The organism is Gulosibacter sediminis, from assembly GCF_014904065.1.
Classification (GTDB): domain Bacteria; phylum Actinomycetota; class Actinomycetes; order Actinomycetales; family Microbacteriaceae; genus Gulosibacter; species Gulosibacter sediminis.
Genome location: NZ_JACXJG010000001.1, coordinates 58304 through 77292 on the forward strand (window position 1 = coordinate 58304; position 18989 = coordinate 77292).

Below are 18989 nucleotides of genomic sequence, written 5' to 3' on the forward strand. Positions count from 1 at the left end.
GCGTGTGAGCCGACTGCTGGTCGGGCTGGTCGGTCTAGTCGGTGTGTGTGCTGCGGTCGCGCGCCCGCCACGCGACCAGTGTCGTCCAGAGGGCGAAGGCCTCATCTGGTTGGTCGAGCTGGACACCCCAGTCGCGAAGCGCCTGCTGAACTCGGTAGCGCACGGTGTTTTCGTGCACGTGCAGGTGGGCGGCCGCACCCGCCGGCCCGCCCTGCTCGAACCAGGCGAGCATCGTGTCGCGCCGCTCGCGCTGGCGCCTGCCGTCGGCCATCGTGACCGCCGGATGCTGCAGGTACGGGTACGTTGCAAACAGCTGCCCGAGATGGTCGGCGATGAGCGAGGCACGGACGTCGTCGCTACTCTTGACCGGTTGAGTGCGCTCGTGAGGCGTGCGGAGAATCGCGTCGAGTTCTTCTCGCGCGGCGACGAAGCCCACCCCTGCAGTGGTGGGGCAGGCGATGGCGGCGCGAATTTCTTGCGTGAAGGACCGTGCGGCGGCACGGATCGTGGCGGTCAGCGCATCCCTGATCCGAGACTCGGTGGCGCCCGTGACCGCGACGTAGCAGGCGCCGTTCGTGAGCGCCGCAGCGACGACCGAGAGTCGTGCCTGCAACTGTCGATCTGCGAAGGCCTGCAGCTGTCGCTCGTCTCCTGGGCTGGCTGCCTCGCCGGCGAACTGCAGTGAAATTAGGCGCACCTCGGAGGTGGGCGCGAGCGACAGCGCAACGAGATCGCCGCTCGTTGGCGCGATCTCGAGCATCCGGCCGAGCGCCGCGTCACGACGCCGCGCCTCCGCGTCGCTCACTCGCCACGCCGCGAGCAGGTGCGCCGCGGCCGATTGCGCGCCCCGCTCGAGCGCATCGCGTTTCTCCTCGGAGAGCGGAACGTCGGTCCCGCCGTCAGGGTCGATGGCCCAGATGCTGCCGAGCTGCATGCTGCCGGCCCGCACTGCAATCGCGGCGCGGGGCAGCTCGTGCGCGTCGAACTGCGGGAACTGCACGGGGCCGTCGGTGAACTGCACCTGCCGGTACTGCTCGTGGTTGCGGATGGCATGCGGCACCTGGCGGGTACGGATGCCGACGCTGCGCGTCTCGTCGATGATTTGGTGTTCCACAGTCGAATAGGCCAGCAGCGTTCTGGCATGGTTCTCAACGGCGACTGAACCGCCGAAGACCTCCGCGATGGAATCCGCGATCGCGAAGAGGTAATCCGACTGCAACAGCGACGCCGTGATGCTCGGTGACGTCTCGCCGATCGTGAGGTCAACGACCGCCTCGAACTCTCGCCAGGTGATGTGATCATCGAGGCGAAGTAGCGCAACGCCACGCCCCGTCTGCGCGCACGCGGCGAGTACTTGTTGCGGTGGTTCGCCGCCCTGAATCACCACGCCCGCAGCCCCGCGCTTCGCTGCCAACTCGACGAGGCCGTGCATCGCTTGCTGCCGGAGCGCACGCCACGAGGGAACGAGCACGAGAAGCCCCTCGGCAACGCGCTCGGGGGCCGCATCGTCGTAGAACTCGACCCCAACAATGGTCGGCAGCTCCGCATCCGGGAGGAAAAGCGCCGAGGCCAGCGGTGCGGCATCTTCAAGCAGCGCGGCAACGGTCGACCCCTGTGGCGAAGAATTTGTGGATACCGACAGACGCATTTCATAAGCCTATGGGATCCACCAAAAATTGCGGTGGTTGGCATTCGTACCGTTGCTTGCAACCAAGTTGGTCGTGCTCACAGGACGCCAACGCCAGAGCAACTTCACCGTGCGAGGAGACCACATGACCGCGAACCAATCGTCGCTCGAGCGTTTGGCGGACGTCCTGCCCCCTACCGCTGCTGCCGACGCCGACGGCGAACTGACGATTGGCGGCTGCCGGGTGAGCGACCTCGCAGCGGAATTCGGTACTCCGCTGCACATCTATGACGAGGCCTCCCTTCGACACCAGATGCGTGCGCTCGTCGACGGACTCCACCGTCGGTGGCCGAATTCGGAAGCGGTGTTCGCCTCCAAGTCGGCGCCCATTCTCGCGATCTACGCCATCGCGGCTTCCGAGGGGATGGGCATCGACGTCGCCGGACCGGGTGAACTTGAGCTTGCACTCGCGGCAGGGGTGTCGCCGGAGCTGATCCACCTGCACGGCAACGCCAAGACAGATGCGGAACTCGCTCGAGCAATCGAGGTCGGCGTCGGTGTCATCATCGTCGACAACGAGGCCGAGCTTGACCGGCTCGAGCGTCTCGTGCCTCGCGGACGCCGCCAGAAGTTGCTGTTCCGGGTCATGCCCGGCGTCGACGCGAAGACGCACGCGAACATGAACACGGGCGGCAACGACTCCAAGTTCGGCTTGCCGATCAGCGTCGTGAGCGAGCTGATTCAGCATCTCGCGGGCCACGATCGGCTCGAGGTCGCGGGCGTTCACGTGCACATCGGCTCTCAGATCCTCAGCGTCGAGCAGTTCGCGAGCGCGGTCGAAGCGTTGAAGCCGCTCGGCGGGCTCGCGGTCTACGACCTTGGTGGCGGCCTCGGTATCGCCCACCACGAGGGCGAGCAGGCACCCTCCGTGGACGACTATCTCGACACGCTGATCGGCGCCGCCGAGCGCTACTTGCCGACCGATGCTCGGATCCTTATTGAGCCAGGACGCTCGACCGTGGCTCGGTCGGGAGTCACCGCCTACCGAACGGTGGTCACTAAGGAAACGGGTCGGACGTTCGTGGCGGTCGATGGCGGCATGGCCGACTTCGTCGAGGTGGCCCTCACCGGCCAGCGATTCTCCGCCCTGGTCGCGAACCGAGCAACCGCGGTGCCGAACTCGCGAGTCCAGCTCGTCGGGCGTCAGTGCGAGTCCGGCGATCTGCTCATCGACCAGGCCGAGCTGCCCAACCCGCGCATTGACGACGTCATTGTCATCCCCGCCACCGGCGCCTACACGTACACGATGACCAACAACTACAACGGTGCCGCACGGCCCGCGGTCGTCTTCGTCAAGGATGGCGAGGCACGGCTCGCCGTTCGCCGCGAAACCACCGACGACCTGCTCCGCCTCCACCAACCTGCGCTGGACCACGACTGGGCGACCAGCGCAGTCCCCGCCGCAACGATGTGACTCACAACACCAAGGAGAATTTGATGAAAACTCGTACGCTAATTGCTCTGATGGGCGCGTCCGTCCTGGCACTCACCGGTTGCTCCGCGTCGGAAACTCAGACCGAGCAACTCACTTCAGGTGTTGACGAAGCCGCGAAGGCGGCGGTGCCGCAGGAGATCCGCGACGCCGGGGTCATCAACGTGGCGGTCGACTACCCGTATCCGCCGTTCGAATACCAGGACGATGCGGGTGAGATCACCGGGCTCGACATCGATTTGGCGTATGCGATTGGCGAGAAGCTCGACATTCCCGTGCAGATCAATAAGCAGCCGTTCGACTCCGTGGTCGCGAGCCTGCAAGCCAACAAGAACGACATCATCCTCTCGGGCATGAATGACACGCTGGAGCGGCAGGAAGTGCTGGACTTCGTCGAGTACCTGCACGCTGGCTTCGCGATTGCGGTGCCCGCGGGCAACCCCGAGGGGATTAGCGACGAGCTGGACCTGTGCGGACTGACGATCTCCTCGCAGAAGGCTTCGACAAGCGGCGACATCCTGCGCGACCTCAGCGAAGAATGCACGAGCGCCGGCAAGGCCGAGATTCAGATTCACGAACTCGCCACGACGAACGACGGCCAGACCGCGGTGCAGGCAGGCAACGCCGACGCGTTCATCGGCGACGCCCCGATTATGGAATACCTCGTTGCCACGGCCGGCGACGGCAGCACATTCGAACTCGTCGACTTCGCCGATGCACCGAAGGGGTTTGAGCCCGTGTATACCGGCGTTGGCGTCCTCAAGGACGAGGGTCTGACGGAAGCGCTTACGCTCGCCATGCAGTCAATCGAGGCGGATGGCACCTACGACGCGCTACTCGAGAAGCACGACCTGAAGCAGTACCGGGTCGAGAGCATCGACGTGAACCTCGCGGAGAAGTAATGAGTACCGTGACCTCTCCCACGGCACCCAATAGCTCGCCCGGCGAGCGCAGCGGACCCCGGGTCGCTGCCGATGACCTGACCATCCGGCCACTGCGACACACGTGGCGGTGGATCTCGGGTGCGGCGGTCCTGTTCCTCGTCGCGATCTTCATCCACGCGATCGCGACAAACAAGAAGCTCGACTTTGCGGCCATCGGCCAGTACCTCTTTAGCCCGAGGATCCTCTCGGGCCTCGTCCTCACCATCGTGCTGACCGTCCTCGCCATGGCCATCTCGACCGTGCTCGCGATCCTGATTGCGGCGATGCGGATGAGCAAGAACCCTGTCATGCAGGCGGTGTCGGCGGTCTACATTTGGGCATTCCGTGGAACGCCGCTGCTCGTACAGGTCGTGCTCTGGGGGTACCTCGGCCTGCTCTTTGACCGGCTTGGCATCGGCGTCCCATTCACGAGCATCATGTTTTGGTCGATGCCCACCAACCTGCTCGTGACCCCGTTTGTCGCCGGCCTGCTCGCCCTCACCCTGAACCAGGCAGCCTACTCGGCCGAGATCGTTCGCTCGGGCATGCTCTCGGTCGACTCGGGACAACGGGAGGCTGCAGCGTCGCTGGGCATGACGCCGGTGCGCACCTTCCGTCGCATTCTGCTGCCGCAGGCGATGCGGGTCATCATTCCGCCGATGGGCAACGAGTTCATCTCGATGCTGAAGAACACGTCGCTGCTCTCGGTCATTGCGGTGCTGGAGATCTACACGGTGGCGACGCAAATCTCGGCACAGAACCTCAAGCAAATTGAACTGCTGATCGTCGTGAGTCTCTGGTATCTGCTGCTCACCTCGCTGCTCGCGATTCCCCAGCACTACCTCGAGAAGTACTTCGGTCGGGGCGTTTCGGGAGCCTCTGAAAAGCGGGCGAAGACGCCGGGTACGACGGACGACGAAACAGGTGCGGCACAGGTCGCCGACGCCGGGACGAAGGAGGGCCAGCGATGAGTAGGACCGTGAATCCATGGACGCAGGCCACCGCAGTCGACGACGACGACGCGCCGATCGTGCGGCTCGAATCCGTGCGAAAGCAATTTGGACAAAACGAGGTGTTGAAAGGCATCGACCTCACGGTCGAACGCGGCGAAGTCGTGGTGTTGCTTGGGCCGTCGGGCTCGGGAAAATCCACCCTCCTGCGCTGCATCAACCACCTCNAACGATCGATGGCGGCCGAATTACCGTTGACGGCGAGATCATGGGCTACCGGCAGCGCGGCGACGTGCTGCATGAACTTTCCCCTGAGCGAATCGCGCGTCAGCGCAAATCGATCGGCATGGTGTTCCAACGATTCAACCTCTTCCCGCACATGACGGCGCTTGAGAACGTCATCGAGGCGCCGGCGGGCGTCCGCAAAATTCCCAGAGCGCAAGCGCGGGAGAGGGGCCGCATCCTGCTCGAGCGGGTCGGGCTCGCGGACCGCGCCAATCACTACCCGAGCCAACTTTCGGGCGGACAACAACAGCGGGTCGCGATTGCACGTTCGCTGGCGATGGATCCCGAGCTCATGCTCTTCGACGAGCCGACCTCGGCGCTNGGACCCGGAACTTGTCGGTGACGTACTCGATGTGATGCGCGACCTTGCGGCGGCAGGAATGACCATGATCGTCGTCACCCACGAGATCGGGTTTGCGCGGCAGGTCGCCGATCGAGCCGTGTTCATGGACGGTGGCGTGGTGGTCGAGCAGGGGGATCCCGCCGAATTGTTCAGCAATCCGCAGCACGAACGGACGAAGGCATTCCTGAGTAACGTGCTGTAGCGGCGTGGCCCGGGGTGGGTGTCTACCCCGGGCTGCGGCGCGTTGCCACCAGTGCCAGCCCGGTTCGAGCCGAGCCCCGAACGCATGAGTGTTACGACTTGTAGAAATCTGAGCAAACCGGTCATTCAGGCTGGGTAGCATCAACGCGTGCACGATTTCGAAGACGAGGTTGGAGGTGGACTCCTGTGACACAAGACCGAGCCGCAACTCAGAGTGCGGAAGTCTGGCTAGCTGAGGGAGTGGATGCGCGCAGTCTGCCCAAGATCCTGCTGCACGATCACCTCGATGGCGGGCTTCGTCCCGACACGATTCTCGACCTCGCGCAGGACGCGGGTATCGAGTTGCCGGCGGCGGGGGAGCCCGAGCTGCGTGAATGGTTCCGCGCGAACGCCGACTCCGGCTCGCTTGAGCGCTACCTCGAGACCTTCGACGTCGTGCTGCGTGTGCTGCAGACGCCCGAGGCGCTGCACCGCGTCGCCCGCGAGGCGGTCGCTGATCTTGCGGCAGATGGCGTGATCTACGCCGAGCTGCGTTGGGCCCCCGAGCAGCACCTGCGCGGCGGGCTCACGCTCGACGACGTCATCGCCGCGGTCACCGCCGGCTTGCGCGAGGGCTGCGAGGCCCACGAGGGCATCGAGGTCGGCCAGCTGCTGTGCGCCATGCGCCATGCGAACGATGCCGACACGATCGCGGATGCGGCGCTCCGGCACCGCGGCGACAGCGAGTCGGGCGGCGTGCGCGGCTTCGACCTCGCGGGCCCCGAGATCGGCTTCCCACCGAGCCAGCACCGCCGCGCCCTCGAGAAGCTCGCGGGCGAGTTCATGCCGGTCACGATTCACGCGGGTGAGGCCGCGGGCCTCGAGTCGATCGCCTCCGCGCTCATCGATGGTCGCGCGCTGCGCCTCGGCCACGGGGCACGCATCGCCGACGACATCACGCTCGAGCAGCAGGACGACTCGGGCACGCGCGTCACGCTCGGCCCGATCGCGAGTTGGGTGCGCGAGCGCGGCATCGCCCTCGAGCTCGCGCCGTCGTCGAACCTGCAGACCGGCCTCGAGCTCGACAGCCCGCTGTTCGAGCACCGCACCGTCGAGACCATCACGCAGCACCCGTTCGATCTGCTCTACCAGCTCGGCTTCTCGACCACGGTGAACACTGACAACCGGCTCATGAGCGCGACCAGCGCATCCGAAGAGCTACAGCTTGTCGCCGACGCCTTCGACCTGCGGCTCGGCGATCTCGAGCAGCTGCAACTTAACGCGGCCGAGGCGGCCTTCGCGCCGCTCGAGGACCGCGAAGACCTGGCCGACCGCATCACCGAAGGGTACGAGCAGGAGGTGGGCGCGTGAGCGCAGACACCGCGAAGACCATCTTCACCGACCCGGGGCTCGTGCGCGCCGGCGGCAAGGCTGTCGACTGGCGGGATGCGGTGAGGCAGACCACGCGCCTGCTCGTGTCGGCGGGCTACGTTACGCGTCGCTACCCCGACAAGGTCATCGCCGTGATCGACCGGTACGGCCCCTACACCGTGATCGCGCCGGGCCTCGCGCTCGTGCACGCGCAGCCGAGCGCCGACTCGATCAAGCCGGGCGTCGCCGCCATGACTTTCCCCGAAGGCGTGAACTTCGGCCACGCGCACTTCGACCCGGTCGGCCTCGTCATCGCGATCGCGACCACGAACCCGTCGGCGCACATCGAGCTCATCGCCGACATCGCATCCCAGCTCGAACACGACGGCGGCATCGTTGACCGCGCGATCCGCGCGAGCACCGACGCCGCCCTCGTGGACGCCCTCGGCGAGGTCGCCCCTTAGCTCAGCAGCGCGCGCATCGCCCCGGCGGCCGCGTCGGCGCGCTCGTTTGCCGAGGCGCGGCGCTCGCCGAGCGTGCCGTCGGTCGACACCGCGTCGATGTACACCTTGATCTTTGGCTCGGTGCCCGACGGGCGAATCATCAGCCGCGTGCCGTCGTCGAGCACGAGCCGCACGATGTTCGCGGGCTGCGCATCCGTCTCGAAGTCGTGCACCTCGGCGACCGCCGCGGCGCCCACCTGCGTCGGCGGGGTCGCGCGTACCGAGGCCATGACGGCGGGCAGCTGTGCCGGGTCGTCGAAGCGCAGCGCCACCTGGCGCGACGCGAACGCGCCGAACAGCTCACCGAACTCGTCATCGAGGTCCTGCAGCGTCTTGCCCTCGGCGGCCTGCGCAAACGCGAGGTCGAGCACCGCGAGGGCGGCAGAGAGGCCATCTTTGTCGCGCACGGTCTCGGTGTTGACGAGGTAGCCGAGCGCCTCCTCGTAGCCGTAGATGATGCCGTCGGCCCGCGAGATCCATTTGAACCCGGTCTGCGTTTCGGCATAGCCGAGGCCGTAGTGCTCGGCGACCTTCGACAGTGCGGGTGACGACACGAGCGAGGTCGCGAGGGTGCCGGATGCGCCAGCCTCCGTCGCGATCTTCGCCGCGCGCCAGCCGAGCAGCTTGCCGATGTCGTTGCCGCCGAAGAGGTGCCAGCCGCCCGCACCGTCCGACTCGGCGACCGCGAGGCGATCGGCGTCGGGGTCGTGGGCGATGATGAGCTGCGCGCCGACGCGGCTCGCGGTCTCGTAGGCGAGGTCGAGCGCGCCTGGCTCCTCGGGGTTCGGGAAGTCGACGGTCGGGAACGTGCCATCGGGTTCGATCTGCTCGCGCACGACCTCGTGCGCCCCGATGCCGGCCGTCTCGAGCACTCGGCGGTAGGTGTTCCAACCGACGCCGTGCATCGCGGTATACGCGACTTTGAGTGGCACGGGGGAGTGTCGGAGCACCTTCGCGGTCGCCTCGACGTAGGCGTCGACGAGTGACGCATCGGCGACCGCGTATCCAGTGTCGCGCGGCAGCTCGTTCACCTTGCGGACGCTCGCGACCGCGGCAATGGCGGCCGCGATCTCGCCGTCGGCGGGCGGCACGATCTGCGAGCCGTTGTCGGCGCCGCCGAGGTACACCTTGTAGCCGTTGTCCCACTTCGGGTTGTGTGAGGCCGTCACCATGACGCCCGCGGAGGCGTCGAGGTGGCGCACGGCGAACGCCGTCACCGGGGTCGGCAGCGCGCTCGGCAGCAGCGTCGCGCGCACGCCGGCGGCCTGCATCAGCTCGGCGGTGTCGCGAGCGTACGTGTCGGAGTTGAGGCGAGCGTCATAGCCAATCACGACGCTCGGGTGGGCCTCGCCGCGGGCGAGGAGGAAGTCGGCGAGGCCGCGGGCCGCCTGCGCGACGACCACCCGGTTCATCCGGTTCGAACCGGCGCCCTGGCGCCCGCGCAAGCCAGCGGTGCCAAACTGCAGTCGCGTCGCGAAGCGGTCGCGAACCTCACGCCACGCCTCGGCGCGGTCGGAGGTGTCGTCGTCGGCAATCTCCTCGCCGACGACGTTGACGTCGCCGAGTCGGCCGAGCAGTTCGCTCAGCTCGGCGCGGGTCGCGTTGTCGGGGTCCTGCTCGAGCCAGGCCGTCGCGGCGTGGCGCAGGGCAAGCTGCGACTCGCGAATCAGTGGCAGGCTCATGCGCCTGCCCCGGTCGCGTCGTCGGTCAGGATGCGCTTGACCGCGTCAGCGAGCAGGGTCGCGAGGTGCGTCTCGGCGGCCTCGCCAGCCGCGATGACTTCCTCGTGGCTGAGCGGATCGGGCGAGATGCCGGCGGCGGGGTTCGTGATGAGCGACATACCGAGCACCTCCATACCGGCCTCGCGCGCGGCGATCGCCTCGAGCGCGGTCGACATGCCGACGATGTCACCGCCGATGACGCCGGCCATCTTCACCTCGGCTGGCGTCTCGTAGTGCGGGCCGCGGAACTGGACGTAGACGCCCTCGTCGAGGTCTTCGACGCCGTGCACGATCGTGCGCAGGCGCTCGGAGTAGAGGTCGGTGAGGTCGATGAACGTCGCGCCCTCGAGTGGCGACGCGGCGGTGAGGTTGATGTGGTCGCGGATGATCACCGGGGTGCCGGGCGCCCAGGCCGGGTTGAGCCCGCCCGCGCCGTTCGTGAGCACCATGATCTTCGCGCCGGTCGCGGCCGCGGTGCGCACCGAGTGCACGACACGCCGCACGCCGTGGCCCTCGTAGAAGTGCGTGCGTGCCCCGATGATGAGTGCGTGGTGACCGGAGTCGAGGCGCACCGAGCGGATGGTGCCGACGTGGCCAGCGAGCGCGGGCTTCGAGAAGCCGGGCACCTCGTCGGCCGCCAGCGTCGCGACGGTCTCGCCCAGCGCATCCGCCGCCTTGCCCCAGCCGGAGCCGAGCGTGAGAGCGATGTCGTGGTGGGCAACCCCACTGCGTTCTGCGATGACGCGCGCGGCTTCGGCAGCAACGTCGACCGGGCGGGCGGCCGGGTCGTCGAGGGGGTGCGCGAACTGGGCGTCGTTGTTGATCAGTTCAGCCATGGAGTCAGCGTAGGTGAGCGTCGCTGAACTCCGTGGCAAAATTGGAAACATGGGTGCGCTTGCTGCAGAACGTCATCGGATTGTTGTCATTGGTGGAGGGCCGGGAGGCTATGAGTCGGCGATCGCCGGCGCGCAGCTGGGGGCTGATGTCACGCTCGTCGAATGGGTCGGCGTGGGCGGTTCGGCGGTGTTGACCGACGTCGTGCCGTCGAAGACGCTCATCGCGACCGCCGAGGCGGCGACGCAGGTGCAGTCGTCCGACGAACTTGGCCTGCAGTACTTCGTGCGCGACGACGCCGACAACCCGCGCCGCCCCGAAATGGCGGTCAATCTCGGCAAGCTGAACCAGCGCATCCTGCGTCTCGCACAAAACCAGTCGGACGACATGCGCCTCAACCTCAAGGACCGTGGCGTGCGTATCGTCGAGGGCCTCGGCCGCATCGCGGCGCCCGGCGTCGTGAGCGTCAGCACCGGCGAGAACGGCCAAGAGTTCGACCGCATCGAATACGACACCCTCGTCGTCTCGGTCGGCGCGAGCCCGCGCGAGCTGCCGACAGCCAAGCCCGACGGCGAGCGCATCCTCACCTGGAAGCAGCTCTACAACCTGCAGGAGACCCCCGAGCACCTCATCGTGGTCGGTTCCGGTGTCACCGGTGCCGAGTTCGCCTCGGCGTACCGCGCGCTTGGCCTCAAGGTCACGCTCGTCTCGAGCCGCGACCGCGTGCTCCCGGGCGAAGACAAGGACGCGGCCGACGTCATCGAAGAGGTCTTTAAGCGCAACGGTATGAACGTGCTCTCGAAGACCCGCGCTGAGTCGGTCGTCGTCGACGGCGACGAGGTCGTCGTGACGCTCTCGGACGGCGCTGAGGTGCGCGGCTCGCACTGCCTGATGGCGGTCGGCTCGATTCCGAACACGAAGGGCCTCGGCCTCGAGCGCGCGGGTGTGAAGACGACCGACTCGGGCCACATCATCGTTAACCGCGTTGCCGGCACGAGCGTGCCGAACATCTACGCCGCTGGCGACTGCACGAACTTCTTCCCCCTCGCCTCGGTCGCGTCGACGCAGGGCCGCACCGCTGTGTTTCACGCGCTTGGCGACGAGGTGCACCCGATCACGCTGCGCAACGTGGCCTCGAACGTCTTCACCTACCCCGAGATCGCGACCGTGGGCTGGCAGGAGAAAGACATCGAGGAGGGCAAGCGCACTGGCCGTGTTTACAAGCTCGACCTCGCGCAGAACCCGCGCGCGAAGATGCAGGGCTTCCGTGATGGCTTCGTCAAGCTCATCGCGGGCAACAACCTCGGCACGATCATCGGGGGCGTGGTTGTCGCGCCCCGCGCATCCGAGCTGCTGCTCGCGCTCTCGATCGCGATCGAGCAGCGACTGACCGTCGACGAGTTTGCGTCGTCGTGGGCGGTCTACCCGTCGCTCTCGGGGTCGATGGTGGATGCGGCGCGCGACATGCACGTGCGCGACGAGTAGGCTCGGCGCAGGGCTGCAAATTCCAGAACTTTCTCAGCCCCAGTGAATCTGATTCATATTTATAATAGGCTCAGCTCTGGGCGCTGAAGCCCCAAGCGTGTTGCCGACGCCAGGCCGGTCGCCGCAACACATCACCTCGAAACGAACTGGCGCCAGGCCGGCCCAGAGAGAAGAGAGCACACCGTGGGAAAGCCCATTAATTTTGACCGCGTCGAAGAGCTTGCCAAGGTTGAAGGCGACAAGCTCAACGAGCGCACGCAGGAGTCGAAGAACTACTACGCCAACGCGAGCAAGCACCTCGCGGGCGGCGTCGCCTCGTCATACCAGTTGCACGACCCGTGGCCCATCTACGTCGAGAAGGGCGATGGCCCCCGCGTGTGGGACGTCGACGGCAACGAGTACTACGACTTCCACAACGGTTTCGGTTCGATGGTGCAGGGCCACGCGCACCCCGCGATCGGCAAGGCCGTCATCGACCGCTACCCGCTCGGCACGCACTTCGCCGCGCCGACCGAGGACGCGATCGTCGTCGGTGACGAGCTCGCTCGCCGCTTCGGCCTGCCCAAGTGGCGCTACACGAACTCCGGTTCGGAGTCGACGATGGACGCGATCCGCATCGCCCGCGCCATCACCGGCCGCGACACCGTCATGAAGATCTTCGGCTCGTACCACGGCCACCACGACACCGTCATGGTTGACATCGGGTGGATCGACGAGCAGGAAATCGGCCCTCGCGACAACTACGCGTCGATCCCCTACGGCGCTGGCGTGCCGCAGGCGACCGTTGACATGACCGTCGCCGTGCCGTTCAACGACGCAGAGACCATGGAGAAGCGCATCCAGGCGCTCGACGCTGAGGGCCGCAAGCCCGCTTGCGTCATCATGGAAGCCGCGATGATGAACCTCGGCGTCGTGCTGCCTGAGGACGGCTACCTCCAGGCCGTGCGCGACATCACGAAGAAGTACGGCATCATCCTGATCTTCGATGAGGTCAAGACCGGTATCTGCATCGCCCCCGGCGGCGCGACCGAGAAGTTCGGCGTGATGCCCGACATGGTCACCCTCGCCAAGGCGCTCGGTGGCGGCCTGCCCGCCGGCGCGATCGGCATGACCGAAGAGGTCGCGACCGTGGTCGAGGACGGCTCGGTTTACCAGGTGGGTACCTACAACGGCAACCCGCTGACGCTCGCCGCGGCGCGTGCTTCGCTGCTCGAGGTCATGACCGACGACGCATACGCGCACCTCGCGCACCTCAACGACCGCATCATCGCGGGCTGCGAAGACGTCATCCAGCGCTACGAGCTCGACGCCTACACGGTGGGCATCGGTTCGAAGGGCTGCGTCGTGTTCAGCGACCACAAGGTCACCGACTACGAGTCCTACATGGCCAACGCGAAGACCGGCGGCAAGCTCGCCGACCTCGCCTGGCTGTTCAACATGAACCGCGGCATCTTCATGACCCCGGGTCGTGAAGAGGAATGGACGCTCTCGGTCACCCACGACGACGCGGCGATCGACGCCTACGTCGAGGCCTTCGACCAGCTCGCGGCCGCGATTCGCAGCTAGTTCTCGCCTCCGCGCGAAAGCCCGCCCCAGCATCCAATGCGGATGCTGGGGCGGGCTTCTTTGTGCGGGTGCGGGTGCGGTTATGCGAGCGACACCTTGTGGTTCCACGAGTAGTGCGTGCGCCAGAGGCAGACGGCGGCGATGATCGCGAGCGCCGGCACGAACCCGAGCGGCATGACATCGTCGTTTCCGTTTCCGGCGAAGGCGTCGAGGAAGTTCGTCTCGAAGCCGACGAACGCGAGGCTGCCGCCCTCGAGGCCGAGGCCGATCGGCATGAACATGATGAACAGCGTCGTAATGACCTGCGTCACGAGGTAGAACGCGATGAGCGTGACGATCGGGCCGCCGATGCCGAGGCGGTTGAGCGGCGCCTCGCTGCCGATGGAGGCGCAGAAGAAGTACTGCACCGGCCAGACGAGCATCTGCAGCACGAACGCGATGAGGAGCCCGACGATCATGCCGGACGACGCATACTGCGAGACGAAGTCGAGCGTCTCGCCGAGCATCGTGAACGGATTGCCCGAGAGCCCGACCATCGGGCCGAAGGCGGTCCAGAAGATCGCGGCCGAGATGACGGTGACCGCCATCGCGACGAGCGACGCGAGCCACGTCCAGAGCATCTTCGACCAGAAGATCGTGCTGCCCTTCACCGGAATCGACTGCGTGAGGTACCCCTGCTGGCGGTAGCTCGAACGCCAGTACTCGACCGCGAGGGCGATCTGGGTTGCGGGCAGCATGATGAACGTGATGAGCAGCCCGAGCGCGACGCCGAGCTCCGAAAGCACGGGCCATTTCATGAGGGCGAACAGTGTCGAGAGGGCGACGATTGCGAGCCCGCCGCCGAACAGCAGGCCGAGCAGCGTGCGGGTGCGAAGGAACTCGTGCTTGAGCAGTGTGGCGGTCATCGGTACGTCTCCCTAAACAGTGCGTCGAGGCTCAGATTGTGTTCGGCGCGGAGGTCGTCGGCGTCGCCCTGCAGCACGACGTTGCCGTGGCGCATCAGTACGACGCTGTCGAGAATGGGCTCGAGGTCGTGGATGAGGTGGGTCGCGATGAGGAGCATCGAGTCCTCATCGAGATTGCGGAGGATGCCGTTCAGGATTACTTCGCGGGCGGCCGGGTCGACGCCGCTGATCGGCTCGTCGAGCAGGTAGAGCTTGGCACGCCGCGACATAGTGAGCGCGACCTGCACCTTTTCGCGCATCCCCTTCGACATCTGCTTGAGGCGCATCTGCTCGTCGAGGCCGAAGAAGCCGATGAGGTCGCGGGCCTTGGCTTCGTCGAAGTCGGTGAAGAAGTCGCGGTAGAGGCGGATGCAGTGGGCTACGCGGGCGTCCTGCGGCAGGAAGCTTGCGTCGGGCAGGAACGAGACGATCGCCTTTGACTCGGGGCCGGGTTCGTGGCCGAAGATGCGCACGTCGCCGCGGTAGTCGGCGATGAGGCCGGCGAGGATCTTCAGCAGTGTCGTCTTGCCGCAGCCGTTCTCGCCGAGTAGGCCGACGATGTGGCCCGGCGCGAGCTCAAGGTTGAGCTCGTTCAGCGCCGAGGTCTTGCCGTACGTCTTGCTGAGGTGTTGGACCTGGATGGCCGGGCTGGTCACGTTACTGCCCTCCCGTGCGGGTGTGTGGGGTGTGGTCAGAGTGGACATTCGCGTCGTCCCATCGTTGCTGGATGATGTCGGCGGCCTGGGCGAGGTGCATGCCGAGGCCGCGAACTCGGGAGATGTAGTCGTCGGTGGCATCGCGGGCGAGGTCGGCGCGTAGGGCGTCGATGCGGTCGAGATCGTCGGTGATGAAGCGCCCGCTCGTACGTTCGGAGCGGGCAAGGCCGGCACGCTCGAGCTCGGCGAGCGCGCGCTGGGCGGTGTTGGGGTTGACGCCGACTTCAGCGGCAATCTCGCGCACTGCGGGAACACGCGAGCCTGGCAGCCATTCGCCGACGACAATGCGCCGGGAAAACTCGGCGACGAGCTGCACCCAAATGGGGGAGGCGGTGCTGAACTCCATCGGTATCCTTGTGTTGTTGTATTAGGTGATTAATACAGTGGCACAGGTGGCGGATGCGCGCAAGGGTTTCTGGAGAACGAGTTGAGCCGGCGTGGCGACCAGGATGCTCCTGGCTGCCACGCCGGCCCGGGCGTGGGGTGGGTGGTTAGACCGACAGCAGCTCGATGAGGTTGTCGGAGAACTGCGAGTTGTAGGCGAGGGCCGTGGTCTCGACCTGATTGCTCGAGGCGTCGGTATCGATGTAGGTGGCTACGGCGTCGTAGCGATGCTGTTCGTTCAGTAGGACGAGGGCAGCGACGGATGCGGAGGTTGAGTCGGCCGCGGCGCCCTGGAGGACCGGGGCGTCGGTGGTCTGGGTGATCGAGGTTTGTGTGCTGGCCTCGTCCGCGAAGGCCGGGGTGGAGAATCCGAGTGTCACGGCGACGGTTGCGACTGCTCCGAGTCCGAATGCGGCGTTGCGCCATCCGCGGCGGCGACCGCGTGCGCGGCGGTCGGTCATTCGGGTCTCGTTCATGTGCTGCTCGGTCATGGTGATGCTCCTTGCGTTGCGGCTCGTCTTCGGGCTTGTGACTACCTTCGGCGGGCGAACTATGGGCGGGGCAGCACCTCGCTATGCGTTCGCTATGCGGGGCCCGAATAACGAAACTGCCGGCCCACCCGCGAGGGTAAGCCGGCAGTTGTGGCCTGCGCAGTGCGGCCTATTCGTCTTCGACCGAGAGCAGCTTCGTGCCCGAGCTGATCGTCTCGCCGGGGCCGCCGGTGATGCCGCGCACGACACCGTCGCGCGTCGACGAGATCGGCTGCTCCATCTTCATGGCCTCGAGCACGACGAGCAGGTCGCCCTTGACGACGCGCTGGCCCTCCTCAACGGCGAACTTCACGATGGTGGCCTGCATCGGCGACGTGACGTCGTTGCCGGATGCCGTGTCGACGGAGCCACGCGAGCGGCGGCGGGGCGCGTGGCCGGCCATGTTGCGGCCGACGCCGCCGTGCTCGATGCCGGCCGAGATGACGAGGCGCTCGGGCAGCGAGACCTCGATGCGCTTGTCGTTCACCTCAACGACGACCTCGCGGCGCGCACCCGGGTGCTCAAGCTCCTCGGCCTCGCCGTCCCACGGCTCAAACTGATTGTCGTACTCGGTTTCGATCCAGCGCGTGAAGACGCCGAACTCGCCGTTCTCGGCGGTGAAGGCTGGCTGGCGCACGACGTCGCGGTGGAACGGAATGACGGTCGGCATGCCGGCGACGACGAACTCGTCGAGGGCGCGGCGCGACCGCTCGAGGGCTTCTTTGCGAGTCGCACCCGTGACGATGAGCTTCGCGATCATCNGGCGCCCGACACAGTGTCGCCCTGGCGCACGCCCGAGTCGACACGCACGCCCGGGCCGGTCGGTGCCTCGTAGGTCGAGATCTTGCCGGGGGCCGGCAGAAAGTTACGGCCCGGGTCTTCGCCGTTGATGCGGAATTCGAAGGAGTGCTTCGTTGGCACCGGGTCGTCGTAGCCGAGCTCGGCGCCCTCAGCGATGCGAAACTGCTCGCGCACGAGGTCGATGCCCGTGATTTCTTCCGAGACGGGGTGCTCGACCTGGAGGCGGGTGTTCACCTCGAGGAACGCGACCGTGCCGTCGTTCGCGAGCAGGAACTCGCAGGTACCGGCGCCCTGGTAGCTGACGTGCTTGAGGATCGCCTTCGATGCCGAGTACATCTGCTCGCGCTGCGCATCGGTGAGGAACGGCGCGGGTGCCTCTTCGACGAGCTTCTGGTTGCGGNGTCGACACGACGACGACGTTGCCGTGCGCATCCGCGAGGCACTGGGTCTCGACGTGGCGCGGCTGGTCGAGGAACTTCTCGACGAAGCACTCGCCGCGGCCGAATGCTGCGACCGCTTCGCGCGTGGCCGACTCGAACGCGTCGGCGATCTCCGACTCCTCGCGCACGATCTTGAGACCGCGCCCGCCGCCGCCGTAGGCCGCCTTGATGGCAACCGGGAAGCCGACCTCGCGAGCGAAGTCGACGACCTCGGACGCACCTTGCACCGGCTCGAGCGTGCCGGGTGCCAGGGGCGCATCCACCGACTCGGCCACGTGGCGAGCGGTCACCTTGTCGCCGAGCGCCTCAATCGCCTCGGGCGACGGACCGATCCAGACAAGGCCCGCGTCGATGACGGCGCGCGCAAAGTCGGCGTTCTCAGACAGGAAACCGTAGCCCGGGTGCACGGCGTTCGCGCCCGAACGGCGGGCGACCGAGAGCAGCTTTTCGATGACGAGGTAGGTTTCGGCGCCGGTTGTGCCGCGCAGGGCGTACGCCTCGTCGGCGAGCCGGGCGTGCGGAGCCTCGCGATCCTGGTCGGCGTAGACAGCGACCGAGGGGATGCCGTAGTCGCGGGCGGCGCGAATGATCCGGACGGCAATCTCGCCGCGGTTGGCGATCAGGAGTTTCTCAATGCGAGGCATAATTCCCTAGCTTATGAGGAAAGGCACCGTCGGCGTTGGAACTTCCCAACAGTGTTTCTCGCGAAATCGTTGCGGAAATCACGAAGCGCTCGGCCTAGCGCGGGTTGTCGCGGCTGGCGACGCTGTGGGCTCGGCCGAGTTTCGTCGCGAGATCGGCGACCGCCTCAGCGAGTTGCGGCGGGCCGAAGGGCACAAAGTCGAAGGGGCTCATGGTCGCGAGCGCCGCAACCCAGCGGGGATCGCCGCGCGTGGTGAGCAGAGTCGTGTCGTCGTCGATGGCCTCGAGGTCGCCGCGGAGCCACTCGGGCATCCGCTCGCGCACCTCGTGCAGCGGGGCGAGGATGCGCAGCTGCATCGGCTCGCCCGGCTGGTAGGCGCGCGCCTGCCGCACCGCCTCGAGCGAGTCGGGTGCGTCTCGGGGTTCGAAGCGCAGGGTGGATGCGCGCGGCTCGCGGATGCGGTCGAGGCGGAACACGCGCCAGTCGTCGCGGTCGAGGTCGAAGGCGTGCAGGTACCAGCGCCGATCGATCGCGAGCACGCGGTACGGTTCGGTGCGGCGTTCGCTCGCCTGCCCATCCGCCGCCGTATGGCCAAACTCGAGCCGGACTCCGTCGCGCACCGCGCGCGAGAGCACGCGAAGCACCTCGGCATCGACGACGGGCCCGTTTGGCGCGGGCACATCGACCGACTCGGTGACCGCGGCGATCTCGGGGCGGAGCTTGGGCGGAAGCACCTGGTCAAGCTTCGTGAGGGCGCGCACGGCACCGTCGGCGAGGCCGTCGATGCCCGACGTCGCCGCGAGCTGGAGCGAAACGGCCATCGCGACGGCCTCGCTCTGCTCGAGGAGGAGGGGCGGGAGCGAGCGCCCCGCGCCGAGTTGGTACCCGCCGCCGTGGCCGGCGGTCGCGAGCACCGGATACCCGAGCTCGCGCAGGCGGTCGATGTCGCGCCGAACCGAGCGAGTGGTCACGCCGAGCTCGGCCGCGAGCTCGTCGCCCGACCACACCGAACGCGACTGCAGCAGGTCGAGCAGTCGAAGAGTTCGCGCGGTCACCTCGGACATGTCGACAGTCTGGCCGACTTTGCGGACAAGATGTGTCCGCAAATGTCGATAGTTTTGCCCGTGACCAGAGAAAAAACGATGCGATCCACAAATGCGTCGGCCACCTGAGTCTGCAAGGATAGAACCCGTTTTTACGATCGGGTCTCGCTCCACCCAGGCGCCCGACGCTCTGTCTCGAAGAAGTGGC

At 66.8% G+C, this 18989-nt stretch carries 15 protein-coding genes and 2 pseudogenes; 8 read left to right on the forward strand and 9 right to left on the reverse strand.

Annotation, left to right across the window (positions count from 1 at the left end; translation table 11 throughout):
* Positions 1-34 precede the first annotated feature (34 nt).
* Entirely contained in the window at positions 35-1648 is a 1614-nt protein-coding gene (locus ID132_RS00265; protein ID WP_193127561.1) for a helix-turn-helix domain-containing protein, read from the reverse strand.
* 124 nt (positions 1649-1772) lie between these two features.
* Here ID132_RS00265 and lysA point away from each other — a divergent pair, with 124 nt between their 5' ends.
* From lysA to ID132_RS00295, 6 genes and pseudogenes are all read left to right on the forward strand, one after another.
* Positions 1773-3101, forward strand: a complete 1329-nt coding sequence (lysA, locus tag ID132_RS00270; RefSeq protein WP_193127562.1) for a diaminopimelate decarboxylase — start codon at positions 1773-1775, stop codon at positions 3099-3101.
* Between the two features lie 23 nt (positions 3102-3124).
* A complete protein-coding gene (locus ID132_RS00275; protein ID WP_193127563.1) occupies positions 3125-4021 on the forward strand; it encodes an ABC transporter substrate-binding protein in 897 nt (298 codons plus the stop codon).
* A complete protein-coding gene (locus tag ID132_RS00280; protein ID WP_125106868.1) occupies positions 4021-5013 on the forward strand; it encodes an amino acid ABC transporter permease in 993 nt (330 codons plus the stop codon). The genes ID132_RS00275 and ID132_RS00280 overlap by 1 nt, the downstream gene beginning before the upstream one ends.
* Positions 5010-5822: pseudogene (locus ID132_RS00285) on the forward strand (amino acid ABC transporter ATP-binding protein). The gene ID132_RS00280 and the pseudogene ID132_RS00285 overlap by 4 nt, the downstream one beginning before the upstream one ends.
* A gap of 185 nt (positions 5823-6007) precedes the next feature.
* Positions 6008-7171: an adenosine deaminase gene (locus ID132_RS00290; RefSeq protein ID WP_193127564.1), complete on the forward strand. Its 1164-nt coding sequence runs from the start codon at positions 6008-6010 to the stop codon at positions 7169-7171.
* Positions 7168-7635 (forward strand): PTS sugar transporter subunit IIA, encoded by a 468-nt coding sequence (locus ID132_RS00295; RefSeq protein ID WP_193127565.1) that lies wholly within the window; start codon positions 7168-7170, stop codon positions 7633-7635. The genes ID132_RS00290 and ID132_RS00295 overlap by 4 nt, the downstream gene beginning before the upstream one ends.
* Here ID132_RS00295 and ID132_RS00300 read toward each other — a convergent pair.
* Both ID132_RS00300 and ID132_RS00305 read right to left on the reverse strand, forming a co-directional pair.
* Positions 7632-9356, reverse strand: coding sequence for a phospho-sugar mutase (locus ID132_RS00300; protein ID WP_193127566.1), 1725 nt, complete (start codon positions 9354-9356; stop codon positions 7632-7634). The genes ID132_RS00295 and ID132_RS00300 overlap by 4 nt on opposite strands.
* A complete protein-coding gene (locus tag ID132_RS00305) occupies positions 9353-10231 on the reverse strand; it encodes a purine-nucleoside phosphorylase (RefSeq protein ID WP_193127567.1) in 879 nt (292 codons plus the stop codon). The genes ID132_RS00300 and ID132_RS00305 overlap by 4 nt, the downstream gene beginning before the upstream one ends.
* A 49-nt stretch (positions 10232-10280) precedes the next feature.
* On the opposite strand from ID132_RS00305, the gene ID132_RS00310 reads away from it, so the two are divergent.
* On the forward strand, positions 10281-11714 hold the full coding sequence (locus tag ID132_RS00310; RefSeq protein ID WP_125106874.1) for an NAD(P)H-quinone dehydrogenase: 1434 nt from the start codon (positions 10281-10283) through the stop codon (positions 11712-11714).
* A 183-nt stretch (positions 11715-11897) separates the two neighbouring features.
* Positions 11898-13280 carry an aspartate aminotransferase family protein gene (locus ID132_RS00315; protein WP_125106875.1) on the forward strand — a complete coding sequence of 461 codons (1383 nt, stop codon included), beginning with the start codon at positions 11898-11900 and terminating at the stop codon, positions 13278-13280.
* An 80-nt stretch (positions 13281-13360) separates the two neighbouring features.
* Here ID132_RS00315 and ID132_RS00320 read toward each other — a convergent pair whose 3' ends face one another.
* The 6 genes and pseudogenes from ID132_RS00320 to ID132_RS00345 all read right to left on the reverse strand — a co-directional run bounded on the left by ID132_RS00320 (position 13361) and on the right by ID132_RS00345 (position 18802).
* Positions 13361-14185, reverse strand: coding sequence for a hypothetical protein (locus tag ID132_RS00320; protein WP_193127568.1), 825 nt, complete (start codon positions 14183-14185; stop codon positions 13361-13363).
* A complete protein-coding gene (locus ID132_RS00325) occupies positions 14182-14880 on the reverse strand; it encodes an ABC transporter ATP-binding protein (protein WP_241209135.1) in 699 nt (232 codons plus the stop codon). The genes ID132_RS00320 and ID132_RS00325 overlap by 4 nt, the downstream gene beginning before the upstream one ends.
* A 1-nt stretch (position 14881) precedes the next feature.
* On the reverse strand, positions 14882-15286 hold the full coding sequence (locus ID132_RS00330; RefSeq protein ID WP_193127569.1) for a GntR family transcriptional regulator: 405 nt from the start codon (positions 15284-15286) through the stop codon (positions 14882-14884).
* Positions 15287-15431: 145 nt separating this feature from the next.
* Positions 15432-15815, reverse strand: a complete 384-nt coding sequence (locus ID132_RS00335; protein ID WP_193127570.1) for a hypothetical protein — start codon at positions 15813-15815, stop codon at positions 15432-15434.
* 169 nt (positions 15816-15984) lie between these two features.
* Positions 15985-17739, reverse strand: a pseudogene (locus ID132_RS00340) (acetyl/propionyl/methylcrotonyl-CoA carboxylase subunit alpha).
* 94 nt (positions 17740-17833) lie between these two features.
* Positions 17834-18802, reverse strand: coding sequence for a helix-turn-helix transcriptional regulator (locus tag ID132_RS00345; protein ID WP_193127571.1), 969 nt, complete (start codon positions 18800-18802; stop codon positions 17834-17836).
* Positions 18803-18989: the final 187 nt, after the last annotated feature.

What these genes read in the sequence shown, in the direction of transcription:
- ID132_RS00265 (WP_193127561.1), bottom strand. Translation starts at nt 1,648, where the DNA reads ATGCGTCTGTCGGTATCCACAAATTCTTCGCCACAGGGGTCGACCGTT.
- lysA (WP_193127562.1), top strand. Translation starts at nt 1,773, where the DNA reads ATGACCGCGAACCAATCGTCGCTCGAGCGTTTGGCGGACGTCCTGCCC.
- ID132_RS00275 (WP_193127563.1), top strand. Translation starts at nt 3,125, where the DNA reads ATGAAAACTCGTACGCTAATTGCTCTGATGGGCGCGTCCGTCCTGGCA.
- ID132_RS00280 (WP_125106868.1), top strand. Translation starts at nt 4,021, where the DNA reads ATGAGTACCGTGACCTCTCCCACGGCACCCAATAGCTCGCCCGGCGAG.
- ID132_RS00300 (WP_193127566.1), bottom strand. Translation starts at nt 9,356, where the DNA reads ATGAGCCTGCCACTGATTCGCGAGTCGCAGCTTGCCCTGCGCCACGCC.
- ID132_RS00305 (WP_193127567.1), bottom strand. Translation starts at nt 10,231, where the DNA reads ATGGCTGAACTGATCAACAACGACGCCCAGTTCGCGCACCCCCTCGAC.
- ID132_RS00310 (WP_125106874.1), top strand. Translation starts at nt 10,281, where the DNA reads ATGGGTGCGCTTGCTGCAGAACGTCATCGGATTGTTGTCATTGGTGGA.
- ID132_RS00320 (WP_193127568.1), bottom strand. Translation starts at nt 14,185, where the DNA reads ATGACCGCCACACTGCTCAAGCACGAGTTCCTTCGCACCCGCACGCTG.
- ID132_RS00330 (WP_193127569.1), bottom strand. Translation starts at nt 15,286, where the DNA reads ATGGAGTTCAGCACCGCCTCCCCCATTTGGGTGCAGCTCGTCGCCGAG.
- ID132_RS00335 (WP_193127570.1), bottom strand. Translation starts at nt 15,815, where the DNA reads ATGACCGAGCAGCACATGAACGAGACCCGAATGACCGACCGCCGCGCA.
- ID132_RS00345 (WP_193127571.1), bottom strand. Translation starts at nt 18,802, where the DNA reads ATGTCCGAGGTGACCGCGCGAACTCTTCGACTGCTCGACCTGCTGCAG.